The following is a 19872-nucleotide window of genomic DNA, read 5'->3' as shown; positions in this document are numbered from 1 at the left end:
GGAGTTTTCCTATGGCTCTCAACATTTCACCAGAGCAACTGTCGGTCGTCAGCGCGCAGCTATTCCAAACCGGTGCCGTACTTGCCTCGGCTGTCGGTTCTTGGGCCCCGGCTGCCGTCCCGATGCCTGCGGCGATCGACGATGTCAGCGTGTGGGCGGCCACCCAAAGGGCCGAGAAGTCCATTCGGTTCGCGGACTTGTCGGTGCCGGGGTTCGAGGAGGTCACGAATGCGGCCACAGCGCTCCCGAAGGTTGCCGCTACCTACCTGGGTACCGACGGCGCCGGTGGGGCGAGTGTCGATGCCCAAGCCGCGAATTTCGTGTAGCGGGCCCAGCGGGACTACCAGGAGTTTGCTGCCATGCCGCTGCCCTTCACGTTCATCGCATTACCGCCAGAGATAAACCTCATGCGACTGACAACAGGTGGTTCAGGCCCGGCCGGGATGGCCGCGGCCGCGGCCGCCGATGTGCAGTTTGCCGCCGCGATGAATGCGGCGGCGGCCGCAGACCACGGGTCCACCGGCGTGCTGGCGGCGGGCTGGCAGGGCTCGTCCTCCGATATCGCGCAGACGGCCTTCGCCAAGCATACGGCCTGGCTGGCCGATCAGGCTGCCGTGGCAAGTGCGACCGCCGCAGCGACGGCCGCGATCGCGAACGCGTATGCCGGTGCGGTGGTCGCCATGCCATCGGCGGTCGAGCTCGCCGCGGTGCACATCAATCGAGTCACTTTCTCCATGACGCACAACGCGCCGGCGCTGGCGGCGAATGAGGCGTATTACCAAGTGCTTTGGGGCCGGGCCGCCGCGACGATGGGCGTGTATGCGGGGTTGGCGGCTACCGCGGTCGCGAGTATGCCACCGCCATTGACGCCGCCGATGATCGTCACGGGTGGCCAGCTCGGTGGTGACATCGGAGGTGGCGGCCCGCAGCACCCGGTGGTGTCATCGATGATCGACAAACATGACCAGATAACGGCGCAGGGGAAATCCGCACCCGGCGGCGGTACCGCGCTACACGACACTCATTCAAGTCCTGGGCCGACTTCACCGACGAACACTTCCCACGGCACCGGTGGCGACCCCACCCCCCACACCGGTACCGATCCGGCGCACGCCACACCGAACCCGGCCGACACAACGCCGACCGCACCCAACGCCGAGCAGGCTTTGCCGGATATGAGCCAGGCCGCGCCATCGCTGACCGACACACCGGCGGACGGCACTACTTCGATGGAGCAGCCCGGGTTTTCCGGCACATCGCCGTATTCACCGACCTTGGCCGGACTGAACGGTGGTGCCGGGAGTCTGGTCAGCTTGGGAATGTTCCGTGGCGGACTCGGAACGATGCCGGGCGCATCGACAGGTTTCCGGATGCCGTCGAACTGGTCGCTGGGCCAGGGTACGGCTTTCGGCGCGACGCCCAACACCACGCCCACCGCCGGACCCGCATCGCGCAGCACCCCGCCGCGCGGCGCGACGGCACCCAAGGCTCAGTTGCGGCGGCGTCGGGACGAGGACCGTGGCACCTCGACGGTGTTCGTACCCGGTGAACCCCAGGATGTGCCCGTTCTGGAGCAACCTCCGGCTATCGGCGTTATCGAGTACGACGATAACGACGGTCCGGGCGATCAGGCCGACGATGACGCGGCCTGATCGGTGCGATCGAGCGTGCCGATGATGATTCGGCATTACTCCTCGCGGAACGTCCTCGGTTATGTACGCCGCGGCAGATGTCAATACCCCACGTGAAAGGAACACAATATGGCGATCACAGGATTGAACGCGGATTCGGCCAATTTGAAATCGGTGTCGGGCAGTATGGCAGACAACCACGGTACACTCGAATATCAACTCGCGAGCTTGGCGTCAATGAGTGACGAGTTGAAAGCCGCGCTCGAGGGGCAGGCTGGTATGGCTGCTCAGAGTGTATTCGCTGACGCCCACGCCAGGGGTAAGAAGCTTAACGTAACCTTGAACCACCTTATTGAACTTTTGACTCAGGCCGGTGTCAAGATTGATGCCGACGACTTGGATGGCAAGCAGCGGCTTCTTCGCCTTGCGGGCACCGACGGGGTAAACGAAGATGGAGCTAAATACTCCTCCGACATACATTCCAAGGTCGACAACAGTTTCTGATCGGAATATTCTCGGACGATTAATCGGAGCGAAAGGCTAAAAACTCATGAAATACGATTACACTCGGATCTACGAGCACGGAACTAATTTGGGGAGTCTGCTCTCGAAGATGTCGACAAATCTCGAGGAATTGGAAAATTTGCGACTGAAATTACTGGCTGAGTTCACGGGCCAGGGTGCTGCGGGATATAAAGAAACCACAGACCAGCTGAAGATCGATCTGGACAGTTTCCGGGCAGGTTTGCAGAAGACAAACTCTGTTGTTCAGGAGAATACTGATTTGATGAACACCACCGACCGCGGGCTTGGTAACGGGTTCAAGCTCGTCTAGCGGTGTTGTGGCGTTATCCGCCACAACAATTCCGCAGTGGCGCGGCTTGACCGCACTCGATGACTACGTGTTTGGTGAAGGTGTGGAAACTGACCCGATAGTGGTCGACCTGAATGTCGATGCCGCCCTCTTGTTGAAAGACATGGTCGGCATCGACTCATATCCCCTGGTGCTGGCCTTGATGCCCAACGTCTATCGGGTCGAGGATCAGGAACGGGTACATGCGGTCGTCGCGAAACAGCTCGCCGACGCGGGCATTATCGACGACGGCAACGTGCACCCGACGGTCGAACACTGGCTGCAATGTCTATACCGGCCCGATATGGAATTAGTCGCCCGGATCGTGGACGTCGGTCCCGGGGGCGAATTCGAAGCCGTGCTGCGACTGTCGCTCGTGCGTTCCGGCGAGACGCATGTTCTCGCCGTGCGCTGTGATGACAATGTCGTGATCCAGTCGGTATTCCAAGAACAACGAGATCTGGAGAATATGGCCGCGGCGTTGATCGCGGCGTTGGGCGAGAATCAGATACTGCGCTTCAAGCCGATGACCGCGACACTCGAGGACCTCTCCGAGGTGCCGTCGGATCAGAGTGAACGGCGCAGGGCGCTTTTGGAACTCGGCGCGAATCCGCACACCGCCGGAGTGCTCAGCAGAGTGCTCGACGAGGTGCGGCGCAGCGCCGAGGTGGTGATGATCGAGCATCGCGACGGCGGCTCGACACAGACGGAAGTCTGTGTGAGCGTGCTGGATACGTTGTCGGGGCGGATTGTCGTTACACCGAGTAAGGCCGCAGACGGTACGGTCTGGTCGACGTACGCACCGGGTGATGACTCCGCTGTCGCGGCGGGCATCGGCGCACTCCTCGAGTTGCTACCCGGTCGAAGTTGGTTCGATACCAGCCGAATTGGCTGACTATCGTGCCATTGTTGTCGAGAGGACTACGGAAATGAGCCGAGCACCGAGCACCAACGGTCATTCGACGGAGTCCGCCCGCGCCCGCGGCGGCTACGACGCTTTCTTCGCGCCGACCGGCGAACCCGGCGAGGCATCGGTCGCGCCGACGCCGACCCCGGTAGCACCGGAGATCGGCGCGCGCGCGGATCTGTCGCCGAACCGCACCGCCGGTGACCCGGTGATCGGTGCACCACCGCCGCAGCCGCAGGAGACAGCCGCGCAGGCATCCGCCGATCGCTCCGTGCCCCAGGGGGCGGCTACCGCGCCATCGGGTGCGACTCCGCAGACCGGCACGGCTACGCCGCCCTCCAACACGGGTGCACCGCAGCCGGGTGCGAGCGGGCCGCAGCCGCAGCCGATCCCGCACGCCGCGTCGCAACACACCCCCCACGCCGCGTCGCAACCGACCACGTCGGCCCACCCCACGTCGCAGGCGTGGGGTGACGGTGCGGTGGCGTCGCAGCCGCCGCAGTCCGGAACCTATTCGGAGGCGGCACCATTGGGCACGACGTCGCCGGGCTGGGCGTCGCACGGTTCGCCGCCCGTCGCCGGAAGTCCCACGGCCGAACGGCAATACGCCGTTCCGGCGACGCAGTGGGTTCCCGATCGCGTCGACCACTCGGCCTATGAGCAGACACCTCGAATCGAGGTGCTGCCCGCCACCCTCACCTCCATCGACCTGCTTGCCGATATCGCGGCGGCTCGACGCGCCCAGCTGCGCTCCAACTCGGGTATGCGCGGTGCCCTGAACAAGGTTGGTTTCAACCTCGGGTTGTCCCCGGCCGAACAGCGTGCCGAAGATCGGCGTTCGCGTATCCGCAGACAACTCACCTCGACCTACCAGATCGCGGTGGTGAGCGTGAAGGGCGGCGTCGGCCGCACCACCACCGCCGCCACGCTCGGTTCGACCTTCGCCAGCCTGCGACCGGATCGGGTGGTCGCCATCGACGCCAACCCGGATTTCGGCGATCTCGCGACTCGAACCAACCGTCACCCCTATGGCCTCACCCTGCGCGATCTCGCACAGGCGACGAATCTCGACGCGTTCTCCGCGGTGCAGTCGTTCACCTCGATCAACACCGCGGACCTCGCCGTCATCGCCTCCCCGTGGACGACGGAGGCCAATGAGGCGCTCTCGGGACGGGAGTACGCCACCGCCGTCGAGGTGCTGCGCCGGCACTACAACCTGTTGCTCGTCGATTGCGGCACCGGCGTTCTCGACTCCGCGACCGCCACTGTGTTGCAGACCAGTGACGCCGTCGTGGTCGTCACCCCGGCCACCGTCGGCGGTGTCACCGGTGCGGTGGCGACCCTCAATTGGTTTGCCTCGCACGGACTGCATCACCTGATCGCCAAGTCGATCGTGTCGATCGTGCACCACCAGCCCGCCAAGCCGACGGTCGATGTCGAGGCCATCGAGAAGCTGTTCGCGACCGCGCAGCGGCCGACGTGTGTGGTGCCCTACGACGAGCACCTTGCCGAGGGTGGCGAGATCGATCTGCGGCTGCTCGACAAGGACACCGGTGTGGCTTTCGAGGAGCTCGCGGCGCATCTCTCCGATAGCTTTCCCGGCTATGCGACCGGCGACACCGGCAACAATGGAGGGATGCGATGAGCACTGCGATCGCGCCCGCGCCTGCCGCGGCGCAGCCGACTGCCGAGGTCGCGCGCGCCAGGATCGCGGTAATGGTGTCCACCTATCAGGTCGATGTGGTGGTGCCGACCAAGTTCACCATCGAAACGTTCATCGACGATCTACTGGTCGTGCTCGCCAGTGCCATCGACGACGAGAGCGTCGATTTCACTCCGCCACAAGGCCAATGGAGCCTGGGCCGGCCGGGGGAGCCGCCGATACCGCGCTGGCGCAGCCTCGGTGACCACGAGATAACCGACGGTGCCGTGCTGATGCTCTCGGTGGTCGAATCGGCCGAGGAATTCACGCCGGTCGTCGAGGACATCACCGACGCTCTCGCCCTGATCAACCAGCGTGAGTTCGCCGAATTCGATGGGGGCACCGCGGCGATTGTCGGTTTGGCCGCTTTGGGCGCCGGGACCACCTCGATCGCCGCGATGTTGGCGTGGTCGTGGACCGAGACCGGTTCGGCCGGGTGGTGTGCGCTGCCCGCGCTGCTGATCGGTGTGTGTTGCTGGATCGCGGCCATGATGGCGCGGCGGCGCGGCGCGGCACCCGCTGTCTGCCTCGGGCTGGCCTTGTCGGCGACGCCGTTGCTGTTCGCCGGCAGCGCGATGCTGGTCCCGCCCGCATACGACCAGCCTGGACCGTTCACCGCAGCCAACCTCGCCGCGGGATCGGTGGTCGCCGCGGTCGCCGCCGCCACCATGATGCGGCTGACCGGTATGGGCATCGCGACGCTGATGGCGGTGACGGCACTCGGCGCGACGGTAACTCTGGTCGCCCTGCCGTTGACGTATATGGACCTCTCTGTCGGACAGGCGTCCGCGGGCGCGGTCTTCGTCGGCCTCGTCCTGCTCACCGCCGCACCACGAATCGCTGTGGTGATCGCGCGGATCCGGCCGCCGGACCTACCCGACCCGGGCAATGAGGTATCGCCGACCACCCTCACCGATATCTTCGATGCCGAGACCGCGCGCGAGGGCGACGAGCATACCGAGAGCAGCGAACAACAACGTCACAATTCCGCCATCGGTATCGAGAGCCGGGCCCGGTTGGCCGTGACCAGCCTGCGCGGCCTCATCGCGGCGGTATCGGTGCTGTTGTCGATCGGCACGGTTGTCACCTCGGTGGTCAGCCCCGGCGGTATTCGGGAGATCGTGATGGCCGCGGCGGTGGCCGGTGTGCTGGCGATGCGGGCACGCTGGTACCCGGACCGGGTCCAGGCGATCGCGCTGATCGCGGCGTCCGCGGTCACGGTGGCCGGGGTCGGTTTCGGTTTGGTCGTTGCGTACGAGACGCCGGCGCCGCGCGTGGCGGTCGTGTTTATTGTCGCGCTGATCGCGGCTGCCGGATGCGTCGCGGCGTTGCGGTTGCCTGGTAAGCGGCTGTCGCCGGTGACTCGCCGGGTGATCGACCTGATCGAGTACCTGCTCATCCTCGTGGTCCCGGTGATCGCCTTCTGGATCATGGGTGTCTATACCGCCATGCGAGCTATCTGATGAAACTCGGCAAGGCCGCTGCCGCGGTACTGGCCGCAGTGGTGCTCGCCATCACGGCGGCGCCGGCGACGGCGATACAGCCGCCGCAGGTGCTGGTAGGGGCACCGCCGCCCGATGACACGCCAGGACCCGAGCTGCCGACCAAACAGGACAAGGGGTGTTTGGCGACCGGTGTCCTGCGCGATAGCGATCTATCCCGCACGCCCGCACCGGAACTGGCGCTCGACCTGAGCCGGGCCCGCTCGCTCAGCCAGGGTGAAGGTGTCACGGTCGCCGTCATCGACACGGGGGTCAGTCCTCATCCGCGCCTGCCGAATCTGGTCGGTGGCGGCGACTACATGACAGCCGGCGGCGACGGCCTATCCGATTGCGATGCCCACGGCACCCTTATCGCCGGGATCATCGGCGCGGCGTCCGATCCCGCCGACGGTTTCACCGGTGTCGCGCCGGGCGCCAGAATCATCTCGATCCGCAACCAGTCCGGCGCTATTTCCTTCGAACACCAGAATTCCGATATGGTGCAGCAACTTTCGGTCCAGATCCGTACCCTGGCCCGAGCTATCACCCATGCGGCGAACCAGGGGGCCGGAGTTATCACGGTCTCGCTGCCGATCTGTCTGTCGACCGAGCTGCGCGTGGACCAGTCGGTACTGTCGGCGGCCATCGGTTACGCCGTGCATGTCAGGGGTGCGCTGATCGTCGCGGGCGCCGGGAATACCAGCGGGACGGGCTGTTCGGAGAATCCCGGGATTGACCCGACCCGACCCGGCGACCCGAGGAATTGGCGGGACGTCAAAACGATCTCAACCCCGGGCTGGTTCGCGCCCGATGTGCTGACCGTTGGATTTACCGCTCCGACCGGTGCGCCCATGTCGGAATCGCTGACCGGGCCCTGGGTTTCGGTCGCTGCGCCCGGTGCGGGTATCGAATCGCTCGGTCCCGGCGGTGGCGGCCTGATCAACGGCGTAGGTGAACCCGACAAGTTGGTGCCGGTCGGCGGATCGTCGTTCGCCGCCGCCTATGTCAGCGGGGTAGCCGCGCTGCTGCGGTCGCGATTCCCCAACGAGACACCGGGTGAGATCGGTGCGCGCCTGCAAGCGAGCGCGCACGCGCCGGCGCGCGGTATCGACAACACCGTCGGTGCCGGCGTGATCGACCCGCTCGTCGCGCTCGGCTATCGCACGCCGCCGAAGCCGCCCGCCGGGCTGTTCGGGTCGGCACCGCTGGCCATCCCATCGCCGCCCCGTGCCAAGGATGCGCGGCCCGCGATCACCGCGACCGTCGTCATCGTCGCGGCGGCCGTGCTCGGTGTGGCCGTCACCTATGCGAATTCGGCAAGCCGGAGGCGGCGGTGAGCTTTCCGAGTGTTCGGGGCGGCAGCGTCGAGCGCGGTCCCTTCGCCGCGTTCGTGATCGTCGGCAGTCCGCCGCTGGTCGCCATGTCCGCCCACACGCCATGGTGGGTCGGTGCTTCGGTGGTGACCGTGCTGTTCGTGACGGTCACGGTTCGGGTCAACAACCGCACGACGGTCAGATGGCTGCTCGACTGGGCCGCATACCGGGTCGGCCGTTCGGCGCGAGCGCGAGAGCGGGCCGAGCCGGGCCGGATTCGTGACGTGGAGGTCGCGTCCGGGGTGTGCGGTATCTCGGAGGCGGACACGACACTGGTCGCGATGATCCAGCTCGCACCCAATCTGGATCTGCCCACTGTCATCGCCGAACGGTCCCTCTACACCGAGGACACGATGGCGGTCGAGGTGCTGTTGCCGATGCTCGAGCAATTCGGCATCTCCGTCGACATCGATATCGTGACGACCGGCCAGCGGGTCCGGTCGACCGGCAGCTACAGCATGCTCTACGACCAGCTCATCGGCTCCCACCCGGTGGTGGGTGATCGCCTGACCTGGCTGGTCGTTCGGTTGGATCAGGAACGCAATCTGGCCGCGCTGGCACGGCGTGGTCCGTGCGCGGTCGCGGCACCGAAAGCGCTGGCAGGCGCGGTACATCGCATTGCGGGTCGGTTGCGTGAGCGAGGTATCGAAGCCAGGCCGCTGCCCGCATCGGCATTGCGGGACGCGACCCGCCTGCTGCACGGCGGAGTCGAGTTGAACGATCTCAGGGAAACCTGGAGTTGCCTCGAATCCTCGGCGCCGGGCCGCTGTGTGACGAGCTACCTGATCGACTGGACCCGGCTCGACGGCGCCGGATTGGGCGATTGCTGGTCGTGGAACCGGGGTCGCACCACCCTGGTCGTCAGCCTGACCGAGGACGTGGCGGCGCCCCGTGCGCTGGTGCGGTTCGTCGGTCCGGCCGTGACCAACAAGCCGCCGGACTACCTGAGGTTGCTTACCGGTCGCCAGTCGGTGGCGCTGATGGCGTCACTACCCACCGCCACCTCGGTGCGTGCCGTGCCAACCGACGAATCCGGCGCCGATGTCGCCCCCGAGGAGATCGCCGCCGAACTCGCGATCCCGATCGGTCCCAACGGCCAGATCCTCGGGTCGCTCAGCGGGCAACCGCGTCATACCCTCGCGCTGCCACTGTTCGATCCGGCCCGCTACAACCCGCGTCGCCGCACCATCGACGTGCACGCGAAGTTGCCGGTCGCGCAGCAGATCGTCTTGCGGGCCATGGTCGTCGGCGCGGATGTGGAGGTGCACTCGGCCCGGCCGCAGAGTTGGCAACAACTCGTCGCCGCGGTTGGAGACTCCCGTTCGTTGCGTCTGGTCGAGGCACAGGGCGGGACCGGAGGGAGTACAGGGACGGATTCCGACACGAATGCTCCAGCAACAATCGCCGTATTCGATCAGCTGTCGCCGAGAGCGTCGACGGCACAAACCACTGTCACCATCAACGAGCCCGGCGCTCCCCGTAGGCGGGCCGTCGATCTCACCATTAATCAGGTCGGTGCGACCACGGTGGATGTCAGTATTCCGATGCGCACTGTGCGCGTCGATTTGATCGAACCGAGAGGGGAGACCCGTTATTTCGATTCCGCCGAGGGGCCGGCCGCGATCAGTGCCGCGCCGCACGGATCCGAAGTTCCTGCGACCGCGCAGCAACCCGGTGGTCGTCGCGTCAGCTGAGCGAGGTCGGTAATGTCTATCACCGTGGTAGTGGATTCTCCTTCCGATGGCGGCGACCTTCCTCATCAGGACGGTGGAGACTCGCTATCTCCCAGACAGGCGGCGGCGGCCATTTTCTCGAGCCGATTGTCGGGACTCATCGCTGAGTCGGTGGTGTCGACCGAGGACGGCTCCACGCGGTCGCTGACGCTGTATTCGCTTGCGCAGCATCTGGAGTTGGCCTATCCGGACGTGCCGGTGTCGCAGTCGGGTCTGTACCGCCTGATCCACGGTGACGCCATCCCGCGACTGGATCTGGTCATTGCCCTGGCCAGGGTGTTCGATGTGCCGCCGGAGTATTTCGTGACCGAGGACCAGCGGCGCTGAACGCACCTGGCGGCTGTTCTCGCCAGCGGGAATAGCCTCGATCCGGATGTGATGCTGCGGCCGATACGATCCGCACCATGCCCGACGAGGATCCGGGAGATATTTTTCTCCGTCATCGAGGTGCGGTTCTCGACACACTTCTGTCGGATCCGTCGTTCGGGCCCGCCGGGATTGATTCCTATGAGCGCGCGAGCGCGGGCGCCGCATCGGTCGGCCTTTTGGAGGCCGAATCAAATTGGTCGGAGCCCGTCGATCGGCCACGTGCGAGTGGTGGACCCAAGGCGAGTGAGCGGATTCTCGCGCTGCTCAATGGCCAAGCGGAGCCGGATTCGACCGCGGCCTACACGCAGGAGTTCCGCCAGCCCGCCGCGGTGATGCCCGCGGAGGCGGAGGCCGAAGATCCGCCTCGCACTCCGGCGGCCGAACCGGCCGCGGCGTCGTCGTCGAACCGGTTCGGGCCTGCCGACCAGGTCGCACGCGACACGCTCACGCAGTTGCGAAAGCCGAAGGTGGCGCTCGCGATCGGCGCGGTCGTCGCGGTACTCGTAGTGCTGCTGCTCGTGACGACAGGCGGAAAGAAGCAGGAGTCCGATCAGGTACTCGTGGTTACCGCGCCGCCGACAACTGCCGCGCCGTCAACCACTGGTCCGCCCGCCGTGGCCAGCGGGGTTATCCCGATCAAATCGGCTCAGGCGAAGTGTCCGCCCGGAAGTACCTCGGCAATGGATGCGTTCGGCGGCGAGACCGGTAAGGCGTGGGCGTGTGTGCGTGCCTACAAGGTGGACGGTCAGGTAATGACCATCGACTTGGGGAAGAGCTATCAGATCGATTCGATCGGCGTTATCCCCGGCTGGGACCATGTCAGTGCCGACGGCACCGACCAGTGGGACAAGTACCGCACGGCCAGCCGTATCCACTACGAGTTGGATAACGCCGACGCGAGTGGCTACACCCAGGCGACGCTGGACCAGCGCACCCTCGTCGTCACAAAAATTGAGCCCCCGGTGAGCGCGACCCGTATTACCTTGACGATTCTGGAATCGAAGGGTGATCGCTCGATCAACACAACCGCCATCTCCTCGATTGTGATCACCGGACATTGAACGCCGTATCCGAACTGATCTGCCAGTACTGTTCGCACCGCCATGTCGGCCAGGCGCTCTCCAGCTGTGCGCACTGCGGTGCGCCGTTGCGCGCTGCCGTCCGCACGGTCACGGCAACCGCGGGGGCCGGGGTGTCCGGGGTGGCCGCGGTGGGGGCCGGTGTCGCCGAGAAGGTCACCGGGAAGACGGGAGACGTTGCCCGGAAGGAGCTTCCGCGCTGGCTGCGGATGGCCGCCGGTGCCGTCATCGCTGCTATTGCGCTGGTCGGTGTGCTGGCGGTGCGCTCGTGTGGGCCGGGTCTGCCGGAGATGCCGAAACTGAACGGTGCCGACCAATCGAATGCCGTCAGTGCTTTGCCCGCACTGATCCGTTCCGGTTCGTCGTGTGAACGACTCGATGCCGGCGAAGTGACCGATAAATGTGTCATGAGTGCAGGCCATCTGTTGCTGTCCGGCGGTATTGCCGGTGGCAAGGACCTGACCTTCTATGCGGAGCTGGCGTCGTCCGAACGGCTGAAGGAAACAGTCAGCCGATGGCGGGCGGCCGGCGCGACAGTCGTGGCCGACGGCCCCGTATTCGCGGCGATCGGGCCTTCGGCAACCGTGTGGTACGCCGACACGCGGACCGGTCTGCGTCTGGAGACCGGCACGTTCACCGGCCGTGCGGCCGCACAGACTTTCCTCAACCGGGCCGGCTTGACCCGTTGAACTGAACCATTCAACAGGTAACTACCTGATCAGCGTTATGCCGTTAGTCAATGTGCCGCTATGCAGCGGTACGTTATTCAGGTAACGTGTGGGAAGCGCACGTTACGAAATTCAGCCCACTGGAAGGCAACAGGTCGATGGTGGCAACCACACAGCAGACGATCACTACGAAGCGGTTCCGCGATGATCCGACCGACCTGGAGGCGGCGTACTTCCGCTGGATCCAACCGGACCCGTCGGCCTCCGCGATCACCGATCGCGCGCAGCGAATCTTCCGGCAGCACCTCGAGCTGGCCGCAGTCCGTCAGCCCGGCTCGGCGACAACCCGGGTGTACCGGCCCGACGACAGCACCGGACTCGGCGCCGCGGTTCAGATCGTCAACGACGACATGCCGCTGCTCGTCGATTCGGTGACCGCCGCGCTGCGCAGGCTCGGCGCTACCGCGACCGAGGTCATCCATCCCGTCTTCGATGTCACCCGCGACACCGAGGGCAGGCTCCAGGGCATCGTGGCGCACGACGGCGAGACCGATCTCGGGTCGGCGGGCGATGGCCGCACGCTGCCCGAATCGTGGATCCACGTGCAGTTCGCCACCGGACTCTCCGACGCGCTTGTCGACCGAATCGAACAGGCGCTCGAGTCGCTGCTGAACGATCTGCGTGGCGTGGCCGACGACACCGCGACCATGGTCGATTCGATGAACTCCCTCGCCGACAGCCTCGACGTTGCCGCGCAGTGGGCGGGCGATCCTGAAATCCCCGAGTGCGCGGAGCTTTTGCGCTGGCTGGCCGACGGCCACTTCACCGCGCTCGGCTACGGCTACTACCACTTCCGGCGCAGCGCGCCGCTGCCCGACGCCCCCTTCGAGCCGTGGCAGCTGCCCGGCACCGGCCTCGGTGTGCTGCGTGGCGGTTCCGTCGCCGACGTCAGTGTTCCGGTGCACGGGGCGAAGCGGCCGGTGTTGCGGCTGGCCAATGGCTCGGTCGATTCGCTGCTGCCGGGCTCCCGCGATCTCTATTTCGTCAGCGTCGCCGACTACGGCACCGGTGATCCGAGCGGAAGCGGACCCACCGGTGACACCGTCGCGATGGTGAAGGGCGAGCACGTATTCGTCGGGACGTTCACCGTGACCGGTCTGCACGAGAACATCCTCGACATTCCGGTCATCTCGCGTCGCGTGCTACAGGTGATCGACTGGTCCGGATTCGAGCTGAATTCGTTCTCCGGCCAGGCGATGCTGGAGATGCTCCAGTCCTTCCCGCGCGTCGAGTTGTTCTCCACCGATGCGCGTCGCCTGTTCGAAACCGTCTCCAGCGTCATGGATTTGGGTCTGCGACGGCAGGTTCGGCTGTTCATCCGCCGCGACGCGCGCAGCGGTGCGGTCTACTGCCTGGTCTACATGCCTCGTGACCGATATTCGACCGAGGTCCGGCTGCGCATGGGGGAGATACTGCGCACCGAGTTCGACGCCGAGCAGATCGCGTATTCGGCCCGTGCCACCGAATCCGAGCTGGCCGTCGTCTATTTCACGGTGCACCGCAAGCCCGACGCGCAGCCCGCCGATATCACCGAATCCAATCGGGAGCGCATTCAGGAACTGTTGCTGAGCACCACCTGGACCTGGGCCGACGGGCTGGCGGCCGAGGCGGCCGGCGCGTCGGACGTATCGCTGGCGCTCGCCCAGGATTACGCGGCGGCCTTCCCCTCCAGTTACCAGCAGGAGCACGGGCCGGTCCGCGCACTGGCCGATCTGCGGCGGCTGGAACGCCTGTCCGATGGCGAGATCGATACCAATCTGTACCGCAACGCCGAATTGCCGTCGGGGGAATGGCGATTCACCCTCTACGTCGCCGGTGCGGGTGTATCGCTGAGCCGGGTGCTGCCGGTGGTGCACAGTCTCGGTGTGGAGGTCCTCGACGAGCAGCCCTACCGCATTACGCTGCGCGACGGTTCGCAGCGCTGGATCTACGATTTCGGGCTGCGAGTTCCCGCCGCATTGCTGCGCGGCGCACTCGACAGCGATATCGAAGCCGATCTGGCGGCCTCGGTCGACGTCGACTCCCTGCCGGAAACCAGTGTGCGCAAACGCTTCCCGGCTGCGGTCGCCGCGATGTGGTTCGGTCACGCCGAGGTCGACGGGCTCAATGAACTGGTACTGCGGGCCGGGCTGCACTGGCGGCAGGTCGCGATGCTGCGGGCCTATGCGAAATACCTACAGCAGGCCGGTTTCGCCTACACGCTCGGCAATATCACGCGAGTGCTGCTGACCCATCCCGCGACCGCGCGGTCGTGCACCGAATTGTTCGGCGCCTACTTCGATCCGGACGTTGTGGGCCCGGAGGCCGAGTCCAGGGCGGCCGATATCGCGCAGCGGGTGCAGTCGGAGATCGAGGCCGTGCTCAGCTTGGACACCGACCGGATTCTGCGGGCCGTACTCGGCTTGATCTCGGCGACCCTGCGTACCAACTACTTCCGCCGCGACGCCGAGGGCAACCCGCTGGAGTACCTGTCGTTCAAACTGAATCCGCACGCTATCGCCGAATTGCCGCAACCACGGCCGCAGTTCGAGATTTTCGTGTACTCGCCCCGGGTCGAGGGCGTGCACCTGCGCTTCGGTGCGGTGGCGCGTGGTGGATTGCGCTGGTCGGATCGTCTGGAGGATTTCCGCACCGAAGTTCTGGGGCTGGTCAAGGCCCAGGCCGTGAAGAACGCGGTCATCGTTCCGGTCGGCGCCAAGGGCGGTTTCGTAGTGAAGCAGCCGCCCGCGTCGACCGGGGATGCCGGGGTGGACCGGCAGGCGTTCGGGGCGGAGGGTGTGGCGTGCTACCGAACGTTCATTTCCGGCCTGCTGGATGTCACCGACAATGTCGACCACGCCACCGGTGTCGTGCTCGCGCCGGAGCGGGTGGTGCGCCGTGACGAGGACGACACCTATTTGGTGGTTGCCGCGGACAAGGGCACCGCGGCGTTCTCCGATATCGCCAATGATGTTGCCAAGCAGTATGGTTTCTGGCTCGGTGACGCCTTCGCTTCGGGCGGGTCCGCGGGATATGACCACAAGGCCATGGGTATTACCGCGAGGGGCGCGTGGGAAAGCGTCAAGCGTCATTTCGCCGAGATGGATATCGACACGCAGACAGACGATTTCACCGTCGTCGGTGTCGGTGACATGAGTGGTGATGTGTTCGGCAACGGCATGTTGCTCTCGGAGCACATTCGCCTGGTCGCGGCGTTCGACCATCGGCACATCTTCCTCGACCCGATTCCGGACGCGGCCCGCTCGTTCGTCGAGCGGCGGCGGATGTTCGCGCTGCCGCGCTCGTCCTGGGCCGAGTACGACCCCTCGGTGATCAGCGCCGGTGGCGGCGTATACGACCGTTCCGCCAAGGCCGTCCCCGTCACTCCCGAGGTCAGGGCGGCACTCGATCTGGGCCCGGATGTGACCACGCTGTCACCGCCGGAGATGATCAAGGCCATCCTCCAGGCCCCGGTCGACCTGCTGTGGAACGGTGGTATCGGCACCTACATCAAGGCAAGTACCGAAACCAATGCCGAGGTCGGCGATAAGTCGAATGACGCGGTGCGGGTCAGCGCGAATCAGCTGCGCACCAAGGTGATCGGTGAGGGCGGCAATCTCGGTGCCACTGCGCTCGGCCGCATCGAGTTCTGCCGCAACGGCGGCCGGATGAACACCGACGCACTGGACAATTCGGCGGGCGTGGACTGCTCCGACCACGAGGTCAATATCAAGGTCTTGCTCGACGCGGTCGTCTCCGGCGGCGATCTCACGGTGGCAGATCGCAATCCGCTGCTCGCGTCCATGACCGACGAGGTCTCCGAACTCGTGCTGCGCGACAATATCTCGCAGAACTTTCGCATGGGGATGTCGCGCGCGGACGCGGTGGCGATGTCGGGTGTGCACCGGCGTCTGCTTGCCGATCTCGAGACCCGCCGTGGTCTGGACCGGCGGCTGGAGGCGTTGCCGACCGACGCCGAGCTCGAGCAGCGCGCCGCCGAGGGGCGGGGTCTGACCTCGCCGGAGCTGGCGAATCTCATGGCGCACGTGAAGCTTTCGCTCAAGGCCGATCTGCTGGCAGGCGAGCTTCCCGACAGCGCGGCCTTCGCCGACGTGCTCCCCGCCTACTTCCCGGCACCGCTGCGGGAACGTTTCGCCACCGCCATTCACCGGCATCCGCTGCGCCGCGAGATCGTGGCGACCGTGGTGATCAATGACGTGGTCGACTACGGCGGGATCACCTATGCGTTCCGGCTCGCCGAGGAGGCCGGTGCCACCACCGACGACGCGGTTCGCGCCTTCAGCGCCGCGGTCGAGATATTCGACATGCACACGCTCTGGCGGCGGATTCGGACCGCGCCGGTGACCACCGCGGTGCGCAACGAACTCGAGCTCGAGACCAAGCGCACCCTCGATCGGGTATCGCGGTGGCTGCTGGCCAACCGGCCCCAGCCGATCGCGATCGGCGCGGACATCGCCAGGTATCGCGACGGTGTGCATGCCCTCGCCGGACAGGTTTCCGGCTGGCTCACCGGATACCTCGCTGAGGACCTCGAGGCGCGTTCGCGTGGTGCGATCGAGCGTGGCGCACCACGAGAATTGGCGGAGGAGGCATTTGGGCTCATTCACCTGTTCCCGCTGCTGGATGTCATCGACATCGCCGATATCGCCGAACGTGACTCCGTGGAGGTCGGGGAGCTGCACATAGCGCTCAACGACCACTTCGATATCGAACGGTTGCTGACCGAGGTGGGCAAGCTCGAGCGCGGTGACCGCTGGCGCACGCTGGCCCGGCTCGCGGTCCGCGATGATCTCTACGATTCGCTGCGCTCGCTGACCCTCGACGTCCTCAGTGCGACCGATTCCGACGAGAACGCGGCCGAGAAGATCGCGTACTGGGAATCGACCAACAAATCGCGGCTGGCCAGGGCCGGTGTGTCGCTCGGGCAGATCTTCGCCGCAGGCAGCTACGACCTGGCCACGCTTTCAGTGGCGGCGCGACAGGTGCGCAGCATGGTCAGCAGTGGTGGTGAGTCCAGCGCCGTCGTTTCGACGGTGACAGGCTGAGGTTGCACGGTCTCAGCGGGGCCCGGAGGCCGACGTGGTCAGCCTCCGGGCACCGGTGTGCCGCAGCTGCCGCAGAACTTCGCCGCGGCAGGTGTTTGCGTACCGCATCCGGGGCAGTGCCTCGCCGCCGGTGGTGCGAGCCGGGTGCCGCAGTTCGTGCAGAATCGCGCCCCCGCCGGATTAGCGGTATGACAGTCCGCGCATACCGGCTGACTCGCGGTGGTGTCGGCGGCGGGTAGCTGCGGTGGACCGGCCGGCTTGGTGGCCTGTTGCTGGATGGCGTTCAAACCCAGTGCGGCGCCGAGGAAGCCACCCTCTGAGCCGTGCCCGGTGGCGCCGGTGGCGAAGCCCTGGCTCGCGCCGAGCGCGAGTTCACCTGCGGCGTAACGCTGAAAGTCGCCGGCCAGCCGAATATATTTGACGTCCTTGGCGAGTCGTTTGAGCCGCTCGGCATCCTCGGGCGCCAGGGTGATATCGAAGTTGCCCATGCGCGGTATGCGCAGCCCGTACTCATACAGCGCGATATTGGTCTGCCGCAGCACGGCGGCCTCGATGGGCTCCAACTGCGCCGACAAGCCGAGTACCTGCCAGTCGCCCTGTGAAATACCCTGGGTGACAGCGACTTTCATGGATTTGAGCAGCAGATCGCCGCTCCAGCTCTGAACCCGCGCCGGGTCCGCGAGGTCCGCGGTGCCGGTCAGGGCGGTGAGCAACTCGGCGGGATCGCGTACCGAGAGCGCGAACTCGCCGAAGGCGCGCAGGGTCACCACCTGCTCGCTGACCGGGTCGACGATATCGGCCAGCCGCCCGCCGAACCTGATGCCGGGAAACTCCCGCGACGAGATGAAATACAGCTCGGCGCGATAGAAGTTCCCGCCGGTGACCGTATCGACCAGGGCGCCGAGCACCGGCAGTTCATCCGCGTCGATGCGGTGGCGTCCCGGCCCGAGCGCGGCTACCACCCGCCCCGACTTGACGAACAGGGCGATCTCGTCGGTATTGACGATCGCGCGGCTGTAGCGCCGGATGCTGACATCCGGCCACTTGTAGACCAATTGGTTCTTGCGGTCGTCGGGGACCGCGATGAACTCCCGTTCGAACCACGCCATATCCGCTCCATCAGCCGTTTCTCATGTTGAGCGTACCGATATACAGCGGCACGCTCAACGATCTTGAGTCTATTTCCGCTGCATATGCGGGGTTTTCGCCAAAATATCGATCGCCATCAAAATAAGTTGGAGGTTCGCTATTGAACGTGCCGCTACTTAACGGTACATTGATCGCAGATATGATCGCCGTCACTGAAAGGCCGTCACCATGACCACAGTTCGACCTCCTACGGAGGCGCCCGCGCCGGCGGCTTCGTTGCACAACGAGGACGAGGGGTATCACAAGGCGCTGCGCCCCCGTCAGTTGCAGATGATCGCTATCGGCGGCGCTATCGGCACCGGGCTGTTCCTCGGCGCCGGCGGCCGGCTGGCCAGCGCGGGCCCCGGGCTGTTCCTGGTGTATGCCGTCTGCGGTGTGTTCGTATTCTTTATCTTGCGCGCGCTCGGCGAGTTGGTGCTGCATCGTCCGTCCTCGGGCTCCTTCGTCTCCTACGCCCGTGAATTCTTCGGTGAGAAGCTGGCTTTCGCCGTCGGCTGGATGTACTTCTTCCACTGGTGTATGACCGGCATCGTAGACATCACCGCGATCGCCACGTATGTCCACTTTTGGGGAGCCTTCGAGGCGATTCCGCAGTGGGTCATCGCGCTGGTCGCGCTGGCGCTGGTAGTCAGCATCAATATGGTGTCGGTGCGCTGGTTCGGCGAGCTGGAGTTCTGGGCCGCGATGATCAAGGTCGTCGCTCTGGTTACCTTCCTGATCGTTGGCGTGGTCTTCCTCGGCGGCCGGTTCCGCATCAAGGATCAGCCCACCGGGTTCAGTGTGATCAGTGAAAACGGCGGGTTGTTCCCGAGCGGCGTCCTGCCGCTGGTGCTCGTCACCACCGGTGTCGTTTTCGCCTACGCGGCAGTCGAACTGGTTGGCACCGCGGCGGGTGAGGCGGAGAATCCGGAAAAGATCATGCCCCGCGCGATCAACTCTGTTATCGCTCGGATCGCGCTGTTCTACGTCGGATCGCTGGTGTTGCTCGGGTTGCTGCTGCCTTACACCGCGTTCAAGTCCGGCGAGAGCCCGTTTGTCACCTTCTTCTCGAGCATCGGCGTCAACGGTGCCGGATCGATCATGAACATGGTGGTGTTGACCGCGGCCTTCTCCAGCCTGAATGCCGGCCTGTACTCGACCGGTCGAATCCTGCGGTCGATGTCGATGAACGGCAGCGCGCCGACGATCGCCTCGCGCATGTCCAGCGGCGGTGTGCCCTATGTCGGCATCCTCGCAACCGGCGCGATCGCGCTGTTCGGCGTCGGGCTCAACGCGGTGGTGCCGGGCAAGGCGTTCGAGATCGTACTGAACATGTCGGCGTTGGGCACCATCATCGCCTGGGCGGCGATCCTGGTCTGCCAACTCCAGCTGTGGCGTTGGTCGAAGGCGGGGAAGGTGCAGCGACCGTCCTTCCGGCTGATGGGTGCGCCGTACACAAGCATCGCGACGCTGATCTTCTTGGTCGTGGTGGTCGGACTCATGGCATTCAGCGATGACGAACTACAGCGCGGCGCGGTGATCGCCATGTTCGCGGTGGTGGTCCCGGCGATGTTCGGCGGCTGGTTCCTGGCGCGCAAACGGGTGCTGCGCATCGCGGAAATCCGGCAGGGCATCACCGGTCAGTTCCCGGTGGTGGCCGAGCGGCCGGCGAGCCGCGCGGGTGAGGCCGTCGTGGTTCTCGATAAGCCCGACGAAGAGTGACTCAGTATCCGCCCCGGGCGACACGCCCGGGGCGGATCTATTCCCAATGGTGGGAACAAATGCTTGCGCGCAATGATAGGTGGCGGACCAGAATGGAACCCCGTTTGAACGGTGGGTCTGA

The 19872-nt window shown here is 65.5% G+C and carries 15 protein-coding genes; 14 read left to right on the top strand and 1 reads right to left on the bottom strand.

Annotation, left to right across the window (positions count from 1 at the left end; all coding sequences use genetic code 11):
* The first annotated feature begins 11 nt into the window (after positions 1–11).
* The 13 genes from LKE06_RS30490 (at position 12) to LKE06_RS30430 (ending at position 16901) form a co-directional block, all read left to right on the top strand.
* Positions 12–326: a PE domain-containing protein gene (locus tag LKE06_RS30490; RefSeq protein ID WP_228002904.1), complete on the top strand. Its 315-nt coding sequence runs from the start codon at positions 12–14 to the stop codon at positions 324–326.
* Between the two features lie 33 nt (positions 327–359).
* Positions 360–1652, top strand: a complete 1293-nt coding sequence (locus tag LKE06_RS30485; protein WP_228002903.1) for a PPE domain-containing protein — start codon at positions 360–362, stop codon at positions 1650–1652.
* A gap of 108 nt (positions 1653–1760) precedes the next feature.
* Positions 1761–2135, top strand: coding sequence for a WXG100 family type VII secretion target (locus LKE06_RS30480; protein ID WP_228002902.1), 375 nt, complete (start codon positions 1761–1763; stop codon positions 2133–2135).
* Positions 2136–2181: 46 nt separating this feature from the next.
* Positions 2182–2466 (top strand): WXG100 family type VII secretion target, encoded by a 285-nt coding sequence (locus LKE06_RS30475; protein ID WP_228002901.1) that lies wholly within the window; start codon positions 2182–2184, stop codon positions 2464–2466.
* 82 nt (positions 2467–2548) lie between these two features.
* Positions 2549–3379 (top strand): ESX secretion-associated protein EspG, encoded by an 831-nt coding sequence (locus LKE06_RS30470; RefSeq protein WP_228002900.1) that lies wholly within the window; start codon positions 2549–2551, stop codon positions 3377–3379.
* Positions 3380–3413: 34 nt separating this feature from the next.
* Entirely contained in the window at positions 3414–5036 is a 1623-nt protein-coding gene (locus LKE06_RS30465; protein WP_228002899.1) for a MinD/ParA family ATP-binding protein, read from the top strand.
* Positions 5033–6556 carry a type VII secretion integral membrane protein EccD gene (eccD, locus tag LKE06_RS30460; RefSeq protein ID WP_228002898.1) on the top strand — a complete coding sequence of 508 codons (1524 nt, stop codon included), beginning with the start codon at positions 5033–5035 and terminating at the stop codon, positions 6554–6556. The genes LKE06_RS30465 and eccD overlap by 4 nt, the downstream gene beginning before the upstream one ends.
* The gene (gene mycP / locus LKE06_RS30455) at positions 6556–7911 is read left to right on the top strand and encodes a type VII secretion-associated serine protease mycosin (RefSeq protein ID WP_228002897.1); all 1356 of its coding nucleotides are present in this window, start codon (positions 6556–6558) and stop codon (positions 7909–7911) included. The genes eccD and mycP overlap by 1 nt, the downstream gene beginning before the upstream one ends.
* The gene (eccE, locus tag LKE06_RS30450) at positions 7908–9641 is read left to right on the top strand and encodes a type VII secretion protein EccE (protein ID WP_228002896.1); all 1734 of its coding nucleotides are present in this window, start codon (positions 7908–7910) and stop codon (positions 9639–9641) included. The genes mycP and eccE overlap by 4 nt, the downstream gene beginning before the upstream one ends.
* Positions 9642–9794: 153 nt before the next feature.
* On the top strand, positions 9795–10007 hold the full coding sequence (locus LKE06_RS33015) for a helix-turn-helix domain-containing protein (protein WP_228002895.1): 213 nt from the start codon (positions 9795–9797) through the stop codon (positions 10005–10007).
* A 77-nt stretch (positions 10008–10084) separates the two neighbouring features.
* A complete protein-coding gene (locus LKE06_RS30440) occupies positions 10085–11110 on the top strand; it encodes a discoidin/SUN/FTP domain-containing protein (protein WP_228002894.1) in 1026 nt (341 codons plus the stop codon).
* The gene (locus LKE06_RS30435; protein WP_228002893.1) at positions 11107–11817 is read left to right on the top strand and encodes a hypothetical protein; all 711 of its coding nucleotides are present in this window, start codon (positions 11107–11109) and stop codon (positions 11815–11817) included. Before LKE06_RS30440 ends, LKE06_RS30435 begins: the two co-directional genes overlap by 4 nt.
* A gap of 137 nt (positions 11818–11954) precedes the next feature.
* Positions 11955–16901, top strand: a complete 4947-nt coding sequence (locus tag LKE06_RS30430) for an NAD-glutamate dehydrogenase (RefSeq protein ID WP_228002892.1) — start codon at positions 11955–11957, stop codon at positions 16899–16901.
* A gap of 38 nt (positions 16902–16939) precedes the next feature.
* Here LKE06_RS30430 and LKE06_RS30425 read toward each other — a convergent pair whose 3' ends face one another.
* On the bottom strand, positions 16940–18010 hold the full coding sequence (locus tag LKE06_RS30425) for an SPFH domain-containing protein (RefSeq protein WP_228002891.1): 1071 nt from the start codon (positions 18008–18010) through the stop codon (positions 16940–16942).
* A 208-nt stretch (positions 18011–18218) separates the two neighbouring features.
* Between LKE06_RS30425 and LKE06_RS30420 the strand changes: the two genes are divergently transcribed.
* Complete coding sequence (locus LKE06_RS30420; protein ID WP_228002890.1) at positions 18219–19751, top strand: amino acid permease; 1533 nt, start codon at positions 18219–18221, stop codon at positions 19749–19751.
* Positions 19752–19872: the final 121 nt, after the last annotated feature.

This window comes from Nocardia australiensis (genome assembly GCF_020733705.1).
Lineage (GTDB): Bacteria > Actinomycetota > Actinomycetes > Mycobacteriales > Mycobacteriaceae > Nocardia > Nocardia australiensis.
The sequence above is the reverse complement of the archived record's forward strand: the minus strand, read 5'-3'. Positions and strand labels throughout refer to the sequence as shown.

Coding starts and splice junctions, on each gene's coding strand:
- LKE06_RS30490 (WP_228002904.1), top strand. CDS start 12: ATGGCTCTCAACATTTCACCAGAGCAACTGTCGGTCGTCAGCGCGCAG.
- LKE06_RS30485 (WP_228002903.1), top strand. CDS start 360: ATGCCGCTGCCCTTCACGTTCATCGCATTACCGCCAGAGATAAACCTC.
- LKE06_RS30480 (WP_228002902.1), top strand. CDS start 1,761: ATGGCGATCACAGGATTGAACGCGGATTCGGCCAATTTGAAATCGGTG.
- LKE06_RS30475 (WP_228002901.1), top strand. CDS start 2,182: ATGAAATACGATTACACTCGGATCTACGAGCACGGAACTAATTTGGGG.
- LKE06_RS30465 (WP_228002899.1), top strand. CDS start 3,414: ATGAGCCGAGCACCGAGCACCAACGGTCATTCGACGGAGTCCGCCCGC.
- eccD (WP_228002898.1), top strand. CDS start 5,033: ATGAGCACTGCGATCGCGCCCGCGCCTGCCGCGGCGCAGCCGACTGCC.
- mycP (WP_228002897.1), top strand. CDS start 6,556: ATGAAACTCGGCAAGGCCGCTGCCGCGGTACTGGCCGCAGTGGTGCTC.
- LKE06_RS30440 (WP_228002894.1), top strand. CDS start 10,085: ATGCCCGACGAGGATCCGGGAGATATTTTTCTCCGTCATCGAGGTGCG.
- LKE06_RS30430 (WP_228002892.1), top strand. CDS start 11,955: ATGGTGGCAACCACACAGCAGACGATCACTACGAAGCGGTTCCGCGAT.
- LKE06_RS30425 (WP_228002891.1), bottom strand. CDS start 18,010: ATGGCGTGGTTCGAACGGGAGTTCATCGCGGTCCCCGACGACCGCAAG.
- LKE06_RS30420 (WP_228002890.1), top strand. CDS start 18,219: ATGACCACAGTTCGACCTCCTACGGAGGCGCCCGCGCCGGCGGCTTCG.